Annotated in this window: 14 protein-coding genes; all 14 read left to right on the top strand. The window is 35.4% G+C overall.

Annotated features, from left to right (window positions below):
• Nucleotides 1-233: 233 nt before the first annotated feature.
• The 14 genes from ACUN2T_RS25280 (at nucleotide 234) to ACUN2T_RS25345 (ending at nucleotide 16,895) form a co-directional block, all read left to right on the top strand.
• Complete coding sequence (locus ACUN2T_RS25280) at nucleotides 234-1,121, top strand: O-antigen polymerase (protein ID WP_445495589.1); 888 nt, start codon at nucleotides 234-236, stop codon at nucleotides 1,119-1,121.
• A gap of 11 nt (nucleotides 1,122-1,132) precedes the next feature.
• Nucleotides 1,133-2,221 carry a glycosyltransferase family 4 protein gene (locus ACUN2T_RS25285; protein WP_445495590.1) on the top strand — a complete coding sequence of 363 codons (1,089 nt, stop codon included), beginning with the start codon at nucleotides 1,133-1,135 and terminating at the stop codon, nucleotides 2,219-2,221.
• Nucleotides 2,222-2,226: 5 nt separating this feature from the next.
• Nucleotides 2,227-3,297 carry a non-hydrolyzing UDP-N-acetylglucosamine 2-epimerase gene (gene wecB / locus ACUN2T_RS25290; RefSeq protein ID WP_445495591.1) on the top strand — a complete coding sequence of 357 codons (1,071 nt, stop codon included), beginning with the start codon at nucleotides 2,227-2,229 and terminating at the stop codon, nucleotides 3,295-3,297.
• Complete coding sequence (locus tag ACUN2T_RS25295) at nucleotides 3,294-4,535, top strand: glycosyltransferase family 4 protein (RefSeq protein WP_445495592.1); 1,242 nt, start codon at nucleotides 3,294-3,296, stop codon at nucleotides 4,533-4,535. The genes wecB and ACUN2T_RS25295 overlap by 4 nt, the downstream gene beginning before the upstream one ends.
• A gap of 240 nt (nucleotides 4,536-4,775) precedes the next feature.
• Nucleotides 4,776-5,846: a glycosyltransferase family 2 protein gene (locus ACUN2T_RS25300; RefSeq protein ID WP_445495593.1), complete on the top strand. Its 1,071-nt coding sequence runs from the start codon at nucleotides 4,776-4,778 to the stop codon at nucleotides 5,844-5,846.
• Between the two features lie 10 nt (nucleotides 5,847-5,856).
• Nucleotides 5,857-7,014 (top strand): DegT/DnrJ/EryC1/StrS family aminotransferase, encoded by a 1,158-nt coding sequence (locus tag ACUN2T_RS25305; RefSeq protein WP_445495594.1) that lies wholly within the window; start codon nucleotides 5,857-5,859, stop codon nucleotides 7,012-7,014.
• Nucleotides 7,015-7,626, top strand: a complete 612-nt coding sequence (locus ACUN2T_RS25310; RefSeq protein WP_445495595.1) for a sugar transferase — start codon at nucleotides 7,015-7,017, stop codon at nucleotides 7,624-7,626.
• Nucleotides 7,627-7,635: 9 nt separating this feature from the next.
• Nucleotides 7,636-9,513, top strand: coding sequence for a polysaccharide biosynthesis protein (locus tag ACUN2T_RS25315; protein WP_445495596.1), 1,878 nt, complete (start codon nucleotides 7,636-7,638; stop codon nucleotides 9,511-9,513).
• 349 nt (nucleotides 9,514-9,862) lie between these two features.
• Nucleotides 9,863-10,816 (top strand): DMT family transporter, encoded by a 954-nt coding sequence (locus tag ACUN2T_RS25320; protein ID WP_445495597.1) that lies wholly within the window; start codon nucleotides 9,863-9,865, stop codon nucleotides 10,814-10,816.
• Between the two features lie 777 nt (nucleotides 10,817-11,593).
• Nucleotides 11,594-12,904 carry a nucleotide sugar dehydrogenase gene (locus tag ACUN2T_RS25325; RefSeq protein WP_445495598.1) on the top strand — a complete coding sequence of 437 codons (1,311 nt, stop codon included), beginning with the start codon at nucleotides 11,594-11,596 and terminating at the stop codon, nucleotides 12,902-12,904.
• 13 nt (nucleotides 12,905-12,917) lie between these two features.
• Nucleotides 12,918-13,967, top strand: coding sequence for a Gfo/Idh/MocA family protein (locus ACUN2T_RS25330; protein WP_445495599.1), 1,050 nt, complete (start codon nucleotides 12,918-12,920; stop codon nucleotides 13,965-13,967).
• Between the two features lie 18 nt (nucleotides 13,968-13,985).
• A complete protein-coding gene (locus ACUN2T_RS25335) occupies nucleotides 13,986-14,576 on the top strand; it encodes an acyltransferase (RefSeq protein WP_445495600.1) in 591 nt (196 codons plus the stop codon).
• A 13-nt stretch (nucleotides 14,577-14,589) separates the two neighbouring features.
• Entirely contained in the window at nucleotides 14,590-15,663 is a 1,074-nt protein-coding gene (locus ACUN2T_RS25340; protein ID WP_445495601.1) for a DegT/DnrJ/EryC1/StrS family aminotransferase, read from the top strand.
• The gene (locus ACUN2T_RS25345; RefSeq protein WP_445495602.1) at nucleotides 15,660-16,895 is read left to right on the top strand and encodes a lipopolysaccharide biosynthesis protein; all 1,236 of its coding nucleotides are present in this window, start codon (nucleotides 15,660-15,662) and stop codon (nucleotides 16,893-16,895) included. Before ACUN2T_RS25340 ends, ACUN2T_RS25345 begins: the two co-directional genes overlap by 4 nt.
• Nucleotides 16,896-17,611 lie beyond the last annotated feature (716 nt).

A 17,611-nucleotide genomic window follows, 5' to 3' on the forward strand; every position in this document is an offset into this window, starting at 1 on the left:
TTAATCCACAAGGTCACTTAAGTATCTTATTCTGCTGGATATCATTATTACCACTACTCTTACTTAATAACCAAAAAAATCCAATTATGGTTTTTTTATGGTTAATATATATAATTTACATTATACCCATATCAATTATATTCCCTTTAATTAATTCAGCCTCTATATATTCAGTAATTTTTATATCTACAATAAACATACTATTTTTATTATCTATATTATTCTTTCGAATAATGAATAGAATTACGTTACCAAAACTACAAATCCCCTGGGATTTATATAAAGCACTGATAATAGGATGCGGAATTATTGTTTTATTCTTTATTATTACTAACCCTGCATTCAGTTTAATACCACCTAATATATTTAAAGTTTATACAGTGAGAGAGCATTTCAAAGAAAACACATCATTATTAACCATGTATATTATAACAAGTGGGGGATACGTAATTTCACCCTTATTATTATTAGTTTCATTCTATGTAAAAGACTTTGTTAAATATCTCCTTATTGCAATAAGCATTATGATTTCCTATTCAATATATTGCTCTTCAGGATTAAAAAGTATAGCATTCATGAACATCACCGTTATAATACTATTCTTCTATATCAAAGGGAAAAGAAACATAAGTAATTCCGTGATAAACATAATTCTATATTCATTCCTTGTTGCCGGATCACTGTATTTTATTTTCGATTTCTATGACCCACTGATACACTGGTTACGCAGAATATTCTTCACACCAACATTAAATACTTTCTATTTCTATGATTACACATTCAATAACAATAGAGAATTCACTAACGATGCCCCAAAGATAATCTCTCAGATATATTATGGCACCATAGGCTCTGCTAATACAGGCTTTATTGGGGACGGTATAGCCAGATATGGTATTGCTGGCTTAATAATAAATTTCTTTATATTTAATATACTCATCTTCGCAATGGACCTGAGTTCAAAAAAGGTTCCATTTGAATTTTCAACAACATTATATTTGCCATTCGTATATACGGCATCAAACACGGCAATTACAGCACTACTATTGACATATGGGCTGCTGATATTAAGCATACTATTATTTTTATTTCCTACAAAAGATAACAAAAATTCCTTATGAAAATTACACATATGACATCTGCACATCCACGTTTCGATACACGTATTTTTCTAAAAGAGTGCTCTGCTTTGCAAAGAGAACATGAGGTATCTCTTATTGTCGCAGATGGTAAAGGTAATGAAATAAAGAATAACATATCTATCATTGATGTAGGTATATTGTCAGGCCGATTAAATCGAATATTCAAAACAACCAATAAAGTTTATAAAAAAGCATTAGAATTAAACTCGGACCTATATCATTTTCATGATCCCGAATTAATACCTATAGGATTAAAACTTAAAAAGGAAGGTAAAATAGTTATTTTTGATGCCCATGAAGATGTCCCCAAACAGATCCTGAGTAAACCTTATTTAAATAAATTGACAAAAAAAATTATTTCTAAAACATTCTCTCTCTATGAAAAATATGCTATCCCTAAATTTAACGGAATTATTACTGCTACACCTTCAATAAGAGATAAATTCTTAAAAATAAATAAAAACACAATAGACATTAATAACTATCCGATATTAGGCGAGCTAAGTAATAATAACAAAGATTGGGATGAAAAAGAAAAACAAGTATGCTATGTCGGAGGCATATCTGCCATTAGATGCATAGAAGAAATGGTTGAATCAATATCTTACCTTAAGACTGATACAAAAATAAAATTAGCGGGTGATTTCTCTGAAAAAGATTTAGAAAATAAAATAAAAAGCATGAAAAATTGGCATAAAATAGATGAACTTGGATTTTTAGATCGAATAGAAACAAAAGAACTTTTATCTAAATCTATTGCTGGAATTGTTCTATTCCATGCATTACCCAATCATATCGATGCACAACCTAATAAAATGTTCGAATACATGAGTGCAGGCATTCCTGTTATCGCGTCAAATTTCACATTATGGAAAGATATTATTATAACAAACCATTGTGGAATTTGTATCGATCCATTAAACCCTAAAGAGTTAGCTGATGCGATAGATCATTTATCGAATAACTATGATATAGCGGAGAAAATGGGTAATAACGGATTTTTGGCAGTAAATAAAAAATACAATTGGAATATTGAACAGAATAAACTTATTGAATTCTATCAACAACTTGAAAGTTAATAAACATGAAGAAAATAATAACCGTATTAGGCGCAAGACCCCAATTCATTAAGGCAAGCCCTGTATCTCGCGCCCTACAAGATCAGAATAAATTCGAAGAAATTATCATTCATACAGGACAGCACTTTGATACTAATATGTCTGATATATTTTTCAATCAATTAAAAATTCCTAAACCTGACTACACGCTTAATATTCATGGCGGCTCGCACGGTGAAATGACAGGAAAAATGCTAATTGACATTGAAAAGGTACTTATCACAGAAAAGCCGGATGCAGTCATGGTATATGGTGATACAAATTCCACTTTAGCTGGCGCACTATCTGCATCTAAATTACATATTCCAGTTATACATATTGAAGCCGGTTTACGCAGCTTTAATATGAATATGCCAGAAGAGATAAATAGAATACTCACAGATAATGTTAGCTCAATTCTTTTCTGTCCCACAGAGACAGCAACCAATAACCTACAAAGAGAAGGCTTCAATTCAAAGCCAGTTAATATAAAGAAAGTGGGTGATGTGATGGAAGATGCTGCTATATATTTTAGCCGAATGGCAAAAAGACCTGACGAACTGATTTCCACACAACATTTTATATTAACGACACTCCACCGTGCTGAAAATACCGATAATCGAGAACGATTAACTGAAATAGTGAACGCATTAAATAATATACATAAAACAATTTATCCGGTTGTCCTTCCTCTTCACCCAAGAACTAAAAAAATGTTGGAAAAATACAGCTTACATTTAGATGTTCACTTAATCGAACCGGTTGGCTATTTAGAAATGCTATGGCTACTCAAAAATACAGCGCTGGTTATTACAGATAGTGGGGGACTACAAAAGGAAGCTTTTTTCTTTAGAAAACCGTGTGTAACCGTTAGGGATCAAACTGAATGGGTAGAATTAATTGAAGCCGGTGTGAACAAATTATCAGATGCTGAAAATAAAAAAATAACCCAATCAGTTCATAATATGATTAATACTAATATATACTCCGTTCAATCTATATATGGTGGCGGCATTGCTGCTATAAAAATTGCTGACGAATTAGAAAATTTATTATGAATATAGTATACATAAATCATTATGCAGGTTCACCGGATCTTGGTATGGAGTTTAGACCATATTATCTGGGTCAAGAATGGATTAAATCTGGACATAATATTACCATACTCGCAGCCTCTTACTCTCATGTCCGGACAAAACAACCTAAACTAATAAATAATAAAAAAACCACTGAAAACATTAGCGGATTAAAATTTATCTGGTATCCAACGCCTCATTATAAAAACAATGGAGTAAGCCGGTTAAAAAATATATTTTCTTTCTTAAAGCAGATATGGCTTGATACACATAATTTAATCAAAGAAAATAAACCAGATATCGTTATTGCATCAAGTACTTATCCCTTGGATATTTTGGTCGCAAAGCGCCTGGCAAAAAAATCTAAAGCTAAATTAGTTTACGAAGTTCACGATTTATGGCCTCTATCGCCTATCGAAATAGGCGGTATGTCCCCAAATCACCCTTTCATAAGATTATGCCAATTTACCGAAGACTTTGCTTATCGCCATTCAGATACTGTCATTTCAATACTCCCTAATGTACATGCTCATATGAAAGATCGTGGCTTGGACCTAAAAAAATTGCATATTATACCTAATGGTATAGTTGAAAATCATTGGAATATTGAAAAGATTAATCCTATTCCACCTCATATCAGAGAAGTAATCGATCACTGTAAAACAGAGAATAAAATCATTGTGGGTTATACCGGATCGCTTGGAAAACCCAATGCCATGAACTACCTTATTGATGCTGCAAAATTATTAGAAAAACAAAACTTTCATTTCCTGTTGGTAGGTTCTGGGCTAGAAAAAGAAAATCTAGTAAAACAAGCCAATTTACTTAATTTGAAAAACATTACCTTTAGTGATCCAATACCGAAAACACAGATCCCTGCTCTGCTCTCATTATTCGATATTGCTTATATAGGTTGGCATAGAAAACCTATATATAGATTTGGGATTTCACCGAATAAACTAATAGATTATATGATGGCAGGATGCATAGTATTACATTCTGTTGAAGCGGGTAATGACATTGTTACTGATGCAAATTGCGGATTATCCATCCCACCTGAATCTCCTCAAGCCATTGCAAATGGCTTACTTAAATTAAATAAACTCTCAAAGGAAAAGAAAATTGAATTAAGAAATAACGGTAAAAAATACGCATCAAAAAACCACACATATAATACTTTATCAAATAAATTCCTAAAGGCAATGACAAATCATAAATAACAAATGCTTTCCTTTCACGTTACCTGAAATTGAAAAATCTAAAATAGATAAAATTATTGATTGACTTAAAACTGGTTGGATAATTACCGGCCCAAAGCCAGAAGATTTGAACAAAATATAGAAATGATACCCTATGGATTTCAAGATGGATCGCGGCGGCAAGGGAGCGAATCCTCGGGAGCATAGATAACGATGTGACCGGGGTGAGTGAGTGCAGCCAACAAAGAGGCAACTTGAAAGATGACGGGTATACACTTAAATAACTATCATTACTGTCCAAATAGAGGTTATTATTCAATCATGATAAATATATCAGTAATTTGCCCTATATTAAATGAAGAGAAATATATAAAAGGATGTATCGAATCACTTCTGAAACAAGATTACTCTACCGAAAAATTAGAGATTATCTTTATAGATGGCTATAGCTCAGACAATACTCTACAAGTCATTCAGAGTTATACTGAGAAATATCAATTCATAAAAATACTATACAATCCTGAGAAACATGTACCTGCTGCTCTGAATATTGGTATAAAAAACTCATCAGGAGAATATATAGCCAGAATCGATGCTCACTCTAACTATCCTAGCAACTACTTATCCAAACTATATAATTTATCAAAACAATTTGATATTGATAATATAGGTGGAGTTCTTAGTACAAAACCATGTAATTCTACGATTATTGCCCATACTATTTCATATGCCTTAGGTAGTCAGTTTGGTATGGGTAATTCCTATTTTCGAGTTGGCGTCAATAATATAAAAAAAGTTGATACAGTCCCTTTTGGTTTTTTCAGAAGAAATATATTCGATAAAATAGGGCTATTTGATGAGGATTTAATTAGAAACCAAGATGATGAATTTAATAGCAGAATTATAAAACATGGAGGTAATATATATCTTGTCCCAGAGATTATTGTTGATTATTACCCCAGAGATTCAATTAAAAAAACTTGCTCTATGTTCTATCAATACGGTTTATTTAAACCACTAGTCAACTTAAAATTAAAAAAAACAACATCATTCCGACAATTAATACCACCGACTTTTGTCTTAGGGTTAATCCTGGGACTAATCCTTTCATTCACTAACCCAATATTTTTATATCTATATATAAGTTGTATTTTTATCTATTTATCCCTGGCTTTATTGGTATCAATAAAAGCCCATATTAAAAATAAAAAAAACTATATTCTCTTACCCTTAATATTTCTGTGCATACATTTATCTTATGGATCAGGGTATCTCATTGGAATAATGAAAATTATATTCAATAAGAAATTCCACGTAAAAAATAAAAGATAAGGATTATATCATGAACTCTTTTTTTCTCCCTTTCGCACTCCCAGAAATTGGTCAAGAAGAAATTGATGAAGTTATTGATTCACTTAAAACAGGTTGGATAACTACCGGACCTAAAGCCAAAAGATTTGAACAAGATTTTGCTCACTATTTAAATTCTGACATTGAAGCAATCGCGGTAAATTCAGCAACGGCGGGATTGCACTTAGCGTTGGAAGCCATTGGTATCCAACCAGGTGATGAAATCATCGTCCCTACCTACACCTTTACTGCAACAGCAGAAGTTGTCCGTTATCTGGGCGCACACCCTATTTTTGTTGATTCTTTACCTAACAGCCTGAATATTGATCCAACAGCAATAAGAAAAGCAATAACCTCCAAAACTAAAGCGATTATACCGGTGCACTTTGCCGGTTTATCCTGTGATATGGATGAAATCATTGCTATAGCTAAAGAATTCAATCTACGAATCGTTGAAGATGCAGCTCATTCATTCCCAACCTTATACAAAGGAAAAAAAATTGGCACTCTGGACACCGATGTAACCGTATTTAGTTTCTACGCCAATAAAACCATGACAACGGCTGAAGGCGGGATGCTAGTAACCCGAAATCCAGATATTATAAAAAGAGCAAAAATCATGCGTCTCCACGGCATGAGTAAAGATGCTTTTGACCGATATCAATCTAAAATACCCGCCTGGTACTATGAAGTCATTGAACCAGGCTATAAATATAATATGCCAGATATTTGTGCAGCCATCGGTATTCACCAATTACAGAAAATAAACTCTTTTCAAAAGAAAAGAGAAGAGATGGCTAAACTTTACGATAGTGAATTAAAAAATTTACCCATTATTTTACCGGCTAAACCTAAAGAACCTAATAGTCAACATGCCTGGCATTTATATACTATTAGACTGAATGATGAAGTTAAAATATCAAGAGACGACTTTATAATAAAAATGGCAGAAAAAAATATAGGTTGTTCTGTCCATTTTATCCCACTGCATAAACAACCCATATGGAAAAACACCTATTCTCTTGATAAAAATAACTTTCCAGTAGCAGAAGAAAACTACAAAAGAATTGTATCCATTCCTTTATACACAAAAATGACCCAAGAAGACCAAATCTACGTTATCAAAACAATTAAAGGAATTCTTGAATAAATGAAAATAAATTATTCAATAATAAAAATAGTTTTTGATTTCATTGCATCTTCAATTGGATTAATTATCCTTTCTCCTATCTTAATTGCGATTGCCATTTGGATAAAAATAGACTCGGAAGGGCCTATTTTTTTCCGGCAAAAACGCGTAGGTCAATATAATAAAGATTTTTATATTCACAAATTTAGAAGTATGACTACCGGTTCAGAACAAAAAGGCCAACTCACTGTAGGTCATGATCGACGTATTACAAACTCTGGAAAATTTATACGCAAATACAAACTTGATGAGTTAGCTCAACTCATTGATGTTGTTCAAGGAAAGATGAGTTTAGTCGGACCAAGACCAGAAGTCCCACAATTTATGGATAAATACCCAGATGACGTAAGGAACAAAATATTATCTATCAAACCTGGCATAACAGATTTAGCTTCTATAGAAATGATTGATGAAAATCAAATATTAGATAAATATGCAGATCCTCACCAAGCCTATATCGATATTGTGATGCCTATAAAAGCCAAATACTATTTAGAATATGTTGATGACAAGTCATTTTTCCATGACCTGAAGATTATTTTTAAAACAATCTACAAACTAGTTTTTAGGTAATTAAAAACCATGAAAAAAAGAATAGTTTTTAGCCAAAATAGACTAATAAAGACCCTCATTCTTCTGGTAGTAGATATATTTATAATCAGTATTTCATACTGGCTAAGTATGTGGTTGCGTCTTGACAGAGAAGTACCGCTCTACAGCTTACAACATTGGATAACTATTATATTCACAGTACCCTGCACGCTATTTATTTTCTTAAGAATTGGCTTTTATAGATCGATATTGAAATACGTTAATATGAGTATATTGAAATGGGCCATTATTGGCTCATTATCATCGACACTATTCCTAACAGCATTCTCCTTATATCAACAGGCATTCTTACCCAGAACGGTACCTATTATTTATTTTTCTTTTTTGGTTATCTCACTCTGTGGCACAAGGTTCTTATATAGAACGCTGCGTAATCTATTAAAATATAAAGGAACCCCAGTAATTATCTATGGCGCAGGAGAATCTGGTCGGCAACTTTTACCCATCTTAACAATGCATAGAGAATTCAACCCCATTGCCTTTGTTGATGACAATACTAAATTACATAATCTATCTATTCATGGGGTTTACGTCTTCTCTCCAGAAAAGATAAATTTCCTGATAGAAAAATATAATATAAAGAAAATATTACTAGCCATACCCAGTGCTTCAATATCCAATAGAAAAAAAATAATCGAGAGACTACAAAAAGAACATTGTGAAATACTCACAATCCCAAGCTTCAATGATCTGGTTGAAGGAAAAGCCCAAATAAACTCACTAAAGCGGGTTTCCATTAATGACCTGCTAGGAAGAGAACAAGTTAACCCATTACAAGACTTACTCAGTAAAAACATCAGAAATAAAAACGTACTGATTACAGGCGCTGGCGGTTCAATAGGATCTGAATTGTGCAGACAAATCATCAATCAGTCACCATCTCAGATAATATTATTTGAGCTAACAGAATATTGCCTTTACTCAATAGAAATGGAGCTGCAAAAAATAAATCTGGAAAGAGATCTCAATATAAGTATCATTCCGATTTTAGGTGATATAAAAGATTCGGATAAGATAAATAAAATAATAAACAAATTCAACATTAACACAATATACCATGCTGCTGCATATAAACACGTCCCACTGGTAGAAATGAACACACTGGAGGGTATAAATAATAATATTTTTGGTACACTCTCACTTGCACAAGCAGCCATTAAACAAAAAGTCGAAAAATTTGTATTAATCTCTACCGACAAAGCCGTTCGCCCGACAAACACAATGGGAGCAACAAAAAGATTTGCAGAACTTATACTGCAAGCCTTTGCGAAAGAAAACAGCCATACAAAATTCTCGATGGTTCGTTTTGGCAACGTTCTTGGCTCATCTGGCTCAGTGGTCCCCCTTTTCGAGCAACAAATGGAAAATGGCGGGCCAATCACGCTAACTCACAAAGATATCACACGTTACTTCATGACTATTCCGGAAGCCGCCCAATTAGTTATCCAGGCAGGCGCGATGGGCAACAATGGCGACGTCTTTGTTCTGGATATGGGCGAATCAGTAAAAATTTATGACCTAGCCCGAAAAATGATTAATCTCTCCGGCCTGACAGTGAAAGACAAAACGAATCCTCATGGTGATATAGAAATCAAAATTACCGGATTAAGGCCAGGAGAAAAGCTTTATGAAGAGTTACTCATTGGTGATAACGTTTCTGACACCAATCATCCTAGAATAATGACAGCAAATGAAGTATTTTTACCTTGGGATAAATTAAACTCATTATTAAATGACCTAAAGATATCTTGTGAAAACTATGATTTCGAAAACATTAGAAAGATTCTTATTAACTCCCCTATTGAATTTCAGCCCAAAAAAGATCGTATTTACGATCTTTTGAAATAATATCTAAGCTTTCTAACTGCTAAATAAACATAATATAACCATATTAATTGCCAGAGGAGATGACTATACCAGCTCACACACTGCATCCGTGAAGATACTCAATGGATCCGGCTGAAAGCTATATTGCTTATCTGGATAAACAACAACCCTATGAAATTTTTAATACATGAGTAATTAAACATTATATAATTCAAAAAATCAAAATAACAAGCCAACAAAAACCTCATCATTAGATATATCATATGCATTATACTTCCTTCAGTTTTTGATTCAAAAAAGGAAAATGGAAATTATGGAATTAACCTCTTAATACGAGCCCATAAATTTATGAAAAAGTACCCAAATAGCTATGTTTATCAACCGTAAAGTAACAGCAAATGCCTATGGACTATTCTCTGGTATTTTTTGGGGACTCACAGGTGTTCTTTTAGCTATTTTATTAAAAAACAACATTCTTTCCTCTTACTTTATTATTCCTATCATTATTGCCTTCCTAAATGACCTGATTTCATGTGTATACATGTTTATATATCTACTATATCAGAATCAATATCGGACAATAATCGCCATCACCAAGAATAAAAAATATTGGATAATCGTACTGGCAGCTATGTTGGGTGGCCCAATAGGCATGTCTTGTTATATCCTGGCAATTCAACATATTGGTGTTGGTTACACAGCAATTATCGCTGCAACCTACCCTGCTATTGGTTCTCTAATATCATTCTGCCTATTTAAAGACAGGATTCACCTTATAGGAACATTAGGCCTGATATTAGCCGTTGTATGTACCATAATACTGGGCTATACAACAACAACGCCAACAATATCTAATTGGACAGGATTCCTGTTTGCCTTTATCTGTGCACTGGGTTGGGGATCTGAAGTTGTTATCAGTTCCTACGGAATGAACAACAATATACCGGCTGACATCGCCTATTTCATAAGACAACTCTCCTCTTCGGTAGGTTATATTATCCTTATCACAGCCTTCATATTCTCTCTGCCTAATGTGATAGACATCTTCTCAAGTTTCACACTATCCAGCCTGCTACTCATAACATCACTGACAACGACCATATCATACCTCTTCTACTATCGGGCAATCAGCATACTCCAACCTATTCGTGCGATGGCTTTAAACATCACCTACACCGTTTGGGCAATATTCTTTGCCTACTTCCTTCTGGATGAATCTATATCCATAAAATTATTAATCCTGTGTATAGGCGTTTCCTTAGGCTCATTCCTAACCGCCATCAACCCCCGTAATATCAAAAAATTAATATTGGATCTAAAATGAGTGAAATTATAAAGAATTTTTTCACAGTGTAACGAGGTTAAAGTTAACCAATATTCTAAAATAGGAAATATAAATAGCGGACTATCATTGTGGACAACATTGAATGGAGGAAATACCTTATGTATTGATCTAAATGGCTCTGCGCCAAAGGCAGTGGAGAAACATAGATTTTACGATATAAAAGAAAGAACTTAATAAAATAAGCTTATTACCCAACCCTCTTCAAAGTGACACCACTGATCAGAAAAAATAACATTTTCACACCTTTCTTTAATTAAACAGCTAACTGAATCCTCCTTAAAACTACCGGACTTGACTCTCGCCTAACAAATAACCTCGAATCCAGCCGCAAGAACGATTCCAACAAAAAACCATCAAAATCCCCGATTGGCCGCCTTATTCTATCAATTAATTAAACAAGCAGCGTATTAAGCTTGACCCAGAGAAACTTACAGTTTACTCTCACCCCAAATAGTTACAAAATCTTATCCCCCCATTACTTTTTGTTAGGACAGACAAAAGTACTGAAAAATCAATAGAATGGGTAAGATTATAGAATCCTATAGGCGTTCTGGGAGCCAACAACCTAGTGCGGTAGCTTTGACATTTCATGGTTTTCCACCTCTATAAAGCATACATTACACAAATAACTTAATAAATTTATTAAAGATTCAGCTATTAAAGTAAAACTAATGAAAATAAATAGCATTCAACTAAAAACCAATGCTATTTATTTTCATTGGTTCATTTTTAAGTCATCATCCTTAAAGGCAAAATATGTCATCACTCAATATTCTCACCGATAAATTTGATAATAAAACAGCCATTATTGCCATTGTTGGCCTTGGTTATGTTGGCCTACCGTTAATGCTGAGATATAACGATATTGGCTTTAAAGTTATTGGATTTGATATTGATAAAACAAAAACAGATAAATTAAATTCAGGCCAAAGTTATATCGAACATATTCCTGCATCCAAAATTAATCAAGCAATCAATACAGGTTTCGAAGCAACGAATAATTTTGCCAAAATCGCTGAATGTGATGCCATCATTCTTTGCGTCCCAACGCCTTTGAATAAATATCGTGAACCCGATATGAGCTTCGTTATTAACACTACGGATATGGTAAAACCTCATTTAAGGACAGGACAAGTCCTGTCCTTAGAAAGTACCACTTATCCCGGCACCACCGAAGAAGAGTTATTACCCCGGGTGGAAGAAAACGGGTTAACAGTGGGTGAAAACTTCTTCCTGGTCTATTCACCCGAACGCGAAGATCCCGGTAATCCTGATTTCGAAACCCGCACCATCCCGAAAGTCATTGGCGGCCATACGGCGAACTGCTTAAAAGCCGGGATGGCCGTTTACCAACCTGCAATTGACCGGGTGGTTCCCGTCAGCTCAACCAAAGCAGCCGAAATGACTAAACTGCTTGAGAACATACACCGGGCGGTCAACATTGGTTTAGTCAACGAAATGAAACTGGTCGCCGACAAAATGGGCATTGATATCCACGAAGTTATCAGGGCTGCGGCAACCAAACCCTTCGGCTTTGTCCCCTATTACCCCGGCCCGGGATTAGGTGGTCACTGCATCCCGATTGATCCCTTCTATTTAACCTGGAAAGCCAGAGAATACGGTATCAATACCCGCTTTATTGAACTCTCCGGTGAAGTCAACTCATCCATGCCCGATTATGTTGTCACCAAAACGGTCTTAGCCCTGAATAAAGCGAATAAATCCATTAATAATAGCCGTATCTTAGTCTTGGGGATCGCCTATAAAAAGAATGTTGACGACATGCGAGAAAGTCCCTCAGTCCATATCATGGAAAAACTCAGGGATTTAGGTGCCAACGTGGAATATTCCGACCCTCACGTCCCGGTATTCCCTAAAATGCGTGAACACCATTTTAATTTAATCAGCCAGCCGGTAACTGAAAAGAGTTTAAAAGAATTTGACTGCGTTATTTTAGCCACCGATCACGACAAATTTAATTATGAATTCATCATCAATAACGCAAAATTAGTCGTTGATACCCGCGGTAAATATTCTCCAAATCACCAAAACGTCATAAAAGCTTAATCCAGGACAAACCATGCTTAACATAATTAAAGACAGAAAAATAAAATTCGCTTTAGTGGGTTGTGGAAGAATTGCTAAAAACCATTTTAATGCTCTGGAAACACATCAGGAACACGCGGAATTAGTGGCAATCTGTGATAACGACCAAGCGGTATTAACAGCGACGATAGAAAAAACCGGCGTCCCGGGTTTTAACAACCTCAATACCCTGCTGGATAATATCACCGCCGATATCATCATCCTGACCACCCCTTCCGGGCTGCATCCCGAGCAAGCTATTACCTGCTTTAATAAAGGCTTTCATGTCGTCACCGAAAAACCGATGGCGACACGACTGGCCGAAGGCGAAAACATGGTCAAAGCCGCCGATAAAGCCGGAAAACATCTCTTTGTCGTCAAACAGAATCGCTTAAACGCGACATTACAATTACTGAAACGGGCCGTCAGTGAAAAACGGTTTGGCAAAATCCATCTGGTTCACCTCAATGTTTTCTGGACCCGTCCGCAAGAATATTATGATCAGGCCGCCTGGCGGGGCACATGGGAATTTGATGGCGGCGCCTTCATGAATCAGGCGAGCCATTACGTTGATTTAATTGAATGGCTGATCGGCCCGGTCAAAGATGTGCAGGCCATGACATCAACACACCGGGATATCGAAACGGAAGATACCGGGGTACTGAACATCCGCTGGCGAGACGGGACCTTAGGCTCGATGGCCGTCACCATGTGCACTTACCCTCAAAACCTTGAAGGCTCTATCACCATTCTGGGTGAAAAAGGCACCGTCCGAGTGGGGGGTTTAGCCGTCAATGAAATCCAGGAATGGCGTTTTTCTGACGAAAAAGAGTATGACCGGCAAATCAAAGAAACAAATTATGAAACCACTTCCGTTTATGGGTTTGGTCACCCGCTTTATTATAAAAATGTCATTGATGTCATGAAAGGCGAAGCCCAACCCATCACGGATGGCCGGGAAGGCTTAAAATCATTAGAGTTGCTTATCGCCGCCTATCTCTCAGCCCGGGACAATAAAACCATTTCTTTACCTTTAACGTATTAAATAAAAGGAAAAGATATCATGTCAACCGAACACCTAATGATACATCCCAGCGCCATCATTGATGAAGGGGCCCAAATTGGGAAAAACAGCCGCATTTGGCATTTTACGCATGTCTGTTCCGGTGCCCAAATTGGCGAAAGCTGCTCTTTAGGCCAAAATGTCTTTATTGGCAATCAGGTCACCATCGGCAATCGCTGCAAAATACAAAATAACGTCTCTGTTTATGACAACGTTCATTTAGAAGAGGGCGTATTTTGTGGCCCAAGCATGGTGTTTACCAATGTCTATAATCCACGCTCATTGATTGAAAGAAAAAGTGAATATAAAACCACCCGGGTGAAAACAGGTGCCACGTTAGGCGCCAACTGTACCATTATTTGTGGTACCACCATTGGTGCCTATGCCTTTATTGGTGCCGGCGCGGTCGTCAATAAAGATGTGCCGGATTATGCCCTGATGGCCGGCGTGCCGGCCAAACAGATTGGCTGGATGAGTGAATTTGGTGAACAATTAGATTTACCCCTGCATGGACAAGCCATAACAACCTGCCCGCACACGCAGCATATTTATCAACTCAACCATCATACCGTGACCCGAATTAAAGTATAAAAGGTAAAGAAGAATGCAATTCACCGATCTCGCGGCACAGCAACGCAGAATTAAAGATAAAATTGACGCGAATATCCAGAAAGTCCTCACCCACGGCAAATATATTTTAGGGCCCGAAGTAGCAGAATTAGAAGAAAAGCTGATGGCCTACACGGGAGCCAAATATTGCATTACCTGTGCGAACGGCACCGATGCCCTGCAAATTGCCTTAATGGCGATTGGCCTCAAACCCGGCGACGAAGTTATCACCCCCGGGTTTACCTACATTGCCACCGCGGAAACCGTTGCGCTGCTGGGTGGCATTCCGGTCTATGTTGACGTCAAGCCCACAACCTATAATTTAGATCCGGCTCTACTGGAAGCCGCCATTACCCCGAAAACCAAAGCGATTATTCCGGTTTCTTTATTCGGCCAATGTGCCGATTTTGACGAAATTAATGCCATCGCCGAAAAACATAACCTGACTGTAATAGAAGACGCGGCCCAAAGTTTTGGCGCGACTTATAAAGGTAAAAGCTCCTGCAACCTAACCACAATTTCTTGTACCAGCTTCTTTCCCAGCAAACCCTTAGGTTGCTACGGTGATGGCGGAGCTATTTTCACCCACGATGAAGAACTGGCGAAAATTATCCGTCAAATTGCCCGTCATGGCCAAGACAGGCGATACCATCATATCAGAGTCGGCATTAACAGCCGCTTAGACACGCTGCAAGCGGCCATTCTGCTGCCCAAACTGGACATCTTTGAGGAAGAAATGGCATTACGTCAGACAGTTGCCACAAACTACAATCAGGCATTGAATAACATTGGCATCATGACCACGCCATATATAGAGCCACACAATCTTTCTGCTTATGCGCAATATACTATCCGGGTTAAAAACCGGGACGAATTACAGCGCAAATTAAAAGAACAAGGCATCCCAACCGCAATTCATTATCCAATTCCCTTGAATAAACAACCTGCGGTGGCCAGTAATCATATTCTGCCTATCGGTGATGAAATCGCCCAGGAAGTGATTAGCTTACCGATGCATCCTTATTTAGAAACATCTTCGATCATAGATATCTGCAAGCAAATACTATGACTATAAAAGTAAATGATTATTGGTCAAAGGTTGGGACAGTTTTTTCAGGAACACTGATATCACAATTAATTCCAATCTTTGGCTCTTTACTAATAGTCAGACTATACAGTCCAGGTAATATTGGTGAATTCGCAACTTGGCTTAGTATTACTATATTACTTTCAATAATACTCACAGCCAGATTTGAGTCTTCCTTTGGTATAGAAGAAGATGGCTATGAAAGAAATAATACATTAATAGTAACTTTAATAAATATAACACTAATATCATTTTCACTAATAATATTAATGTTATTCTATATTTATATAGAAAGTCCCGAAACCTCAAAGAATATTTTCCTTATAACAATTATTCCCGTAAGTATCTGTTATTCCATTTATACAACAACTCAATCATGGCTATCATGTGGAGGATATTTTAAAAAGTTAGGAATTATAAGAATCTCTCAGAACTTCTTTATTACAGTTCCACAAATAATATCTGGATATATAGAACCTAACTTATCAAATATAATCATAGGATATGTATCAGGAAGTATATTTTCTTGTATTTTTTGCCTAAAAGTATTACCTATAACTAGAAAAGAGTTAAAAGCTTTTACTTTTCCAATATTCAAGAAAAAATGGAGAAAGCATAAAAATTTCCTATTATATTCTTTACCAGCCGATGCGACTAACAACTTATCTGCTCAATTGCCAATCATCTTAGTGAATTATAGATTCGGTGCAGAATGGGCAGGATACCTTTCCTTAACTATCAGAACACTTGGTGCACCAATATCTCTACTCGGAGGTGCAGTAAGAGATGTTTTCATTAAAAGTGCATCTACAAGCTATCGTGTCAAAGGTTCATGTAGAGATGAATATAAGAAAACCTTTAATGTATTAATAATATTATCAATCATCATGATAGTATGTTCTATATTTCTTCTAAGACCAACATTTTCGTTATTATTTGGTGAAGAATGGGAAATATCTGGGCTAATAGGTGTATGGTTAATGCCAATGTTTGCTTTGCGTTTTGTTTCAAGTCCATTAAGCTATACCTTGTATATAGCACAGAAACAGCACATAGATCTTATCTGGCAGCTTTCTTTATTAACTTTCACATTATTCTCTTTTACTGTTATTTCAACAGTTAAGATAAGCATAATCTCATATTCTTTATACTATACAACCCTATATATTATTTATCTATATATTTCATATAAATATTCTAAATATGTCAATTAAATATATTCATAGATTGATAATTAACTTTGTGTTAATTCAGGTTTTTCTAATAACAACCCTTTTAATTTATAATTATCAAATACAGCCCAATAATTCATATTCTGGAATGAAAGAAGTAACATGGAATCAATATAGCACACTTTATTGTATAATAAGCTGTATTATATGTACATTGCTAATATCAAGAAAGATAAGAACTCCATCAGACATCTTCATTATTATATATACTATATTTACCCTATTATATACCAGTTACTTTTCTAATATCACTAAACTAGCATATAATAACTATATGTTATTTTATTTATTCCTATATATTCCTCCAATATTAATAGCAATTCTAAATAAGAAAATAGCGCATGAGTTAAGAAAGATAAAATTATATTATCCTATTTTACCAAGAAATACATTATTTCTTATATCAATACTTTTTTCTATAATCACTATATTCAATCTAATCATTGAGATCCCAGTTGGTTCTTTATCTCTAGATTCAATGTATCAACGAAGACTATTAGCAAGAGACTATTTAGGGAAGGATCTATTATTTCCTTATATATTAAATATTACAACAAATGGATTAATTCCACTACTAGCCTTTTATAGTATAATATACAAAAATAAAAAATGCTTCATTGCTTCTTTGTTATTTCCATTTGTAACTTTTTGGTTTATAGGTTTAAAGAGTCCCTTTTTATATGTCATAGCTATGATGA

The sequence above is a fragment of the Photorhabdus machadonis genome (assembly GCF_052657765.1).

Coding starts and splice junctions, on each gene's coding strand:
- ACUN2T_RS25320 (WP_445495597.1), top strand. CDS start 9,863: ATGTTTATCAACCGTAAAGTAACAGCAAATGCCTATGGACTATTCTCT.
- ACUN2T_RS25300 (WP_445495593.1), top strand. CDS start 4,776: ATGACGGGTATACACTTAAATAACTATCATTACTGTCCAAATAGAGGT.
- ACUN2T_RS25295 (WP_445495592.1), top strand. CDS start 3,294: ATGAATATAGTATACATAAATCATTATGCAGGTTCACCGGATCTTGGT.
- ACUN2T_RS25310 (WP_445495595.1), top strand. CDS start 7,015: ATGAAAATAAATTATTCAATAATAAAAATAGTTTTTGATTTCATTGCA.
- ACUN2T_RS25330 (WP_445495599.1), top strand. CDS start 12,918: ATGCTTAACATAATTAAAGACAGAAAAATAAAATTCGCTTTAGTGGGT.
- ACUN2T_RS25285 (WP_445495590.1), top strand. CDS start 1,133: ATGACATCTGCACATCCACGTTTCGATACACGTATTTTTCTAAAAGAG.
- ACUN2T_RS25315 (WP_445495596.1), top strand. CDS start 7,636: ATGAAAAAAAGAATAGTTTTTAGCCAAAATAGACTAATAAAGACCCTC.
- ACUN2T_RS25325 (WP_445495598.1), top strand. CDS start 11,594: ATGTCATCACTCAATATTCTCACCGATAAATTTGATAATAAAACAGCC.
- ACUN2T_RS25345 (WP_445495602.1), top strand. CDS start 15,660: ATGACTATAAAAGTAAATGATTATTGGTCAAAGGTTGGGACAGTTTTT.
- ACUN2T_RS25335 (WP_445495600.1), top strand. CDS start 13,986: ATGTCAACCGAACACCTAATGATACATCCCAGCGCCATCATTGATGAA.
- ACUN2T_RS25305 (WP_445495594.1), top strand. CDS start 5,857: ATGAACTCTTTTTTTCTCCCTTTCGCACTCCCAGAAATTGGTCAAGAA.
- ACUN2T_RS25340 (WP_445495601.1), top strand. CDS start 14,590: ATGCAATTCACCGATCTCGCGGCACAGCAACGCAGAATTAAAGATAAA.
- wecB (WP_445495591.1), top strand. CDS start 2,227: ATGAAGAAAATAATAACCGTATTAGGCGCAAGACCCCAATTCATTAAG.
- ACUN2T_RS25280 (WP_445495589.1), top strand. CDS start 234: ATGAATAGAATTACGTTACCAAAACTACAAATCCCCTGGGATTTATAT.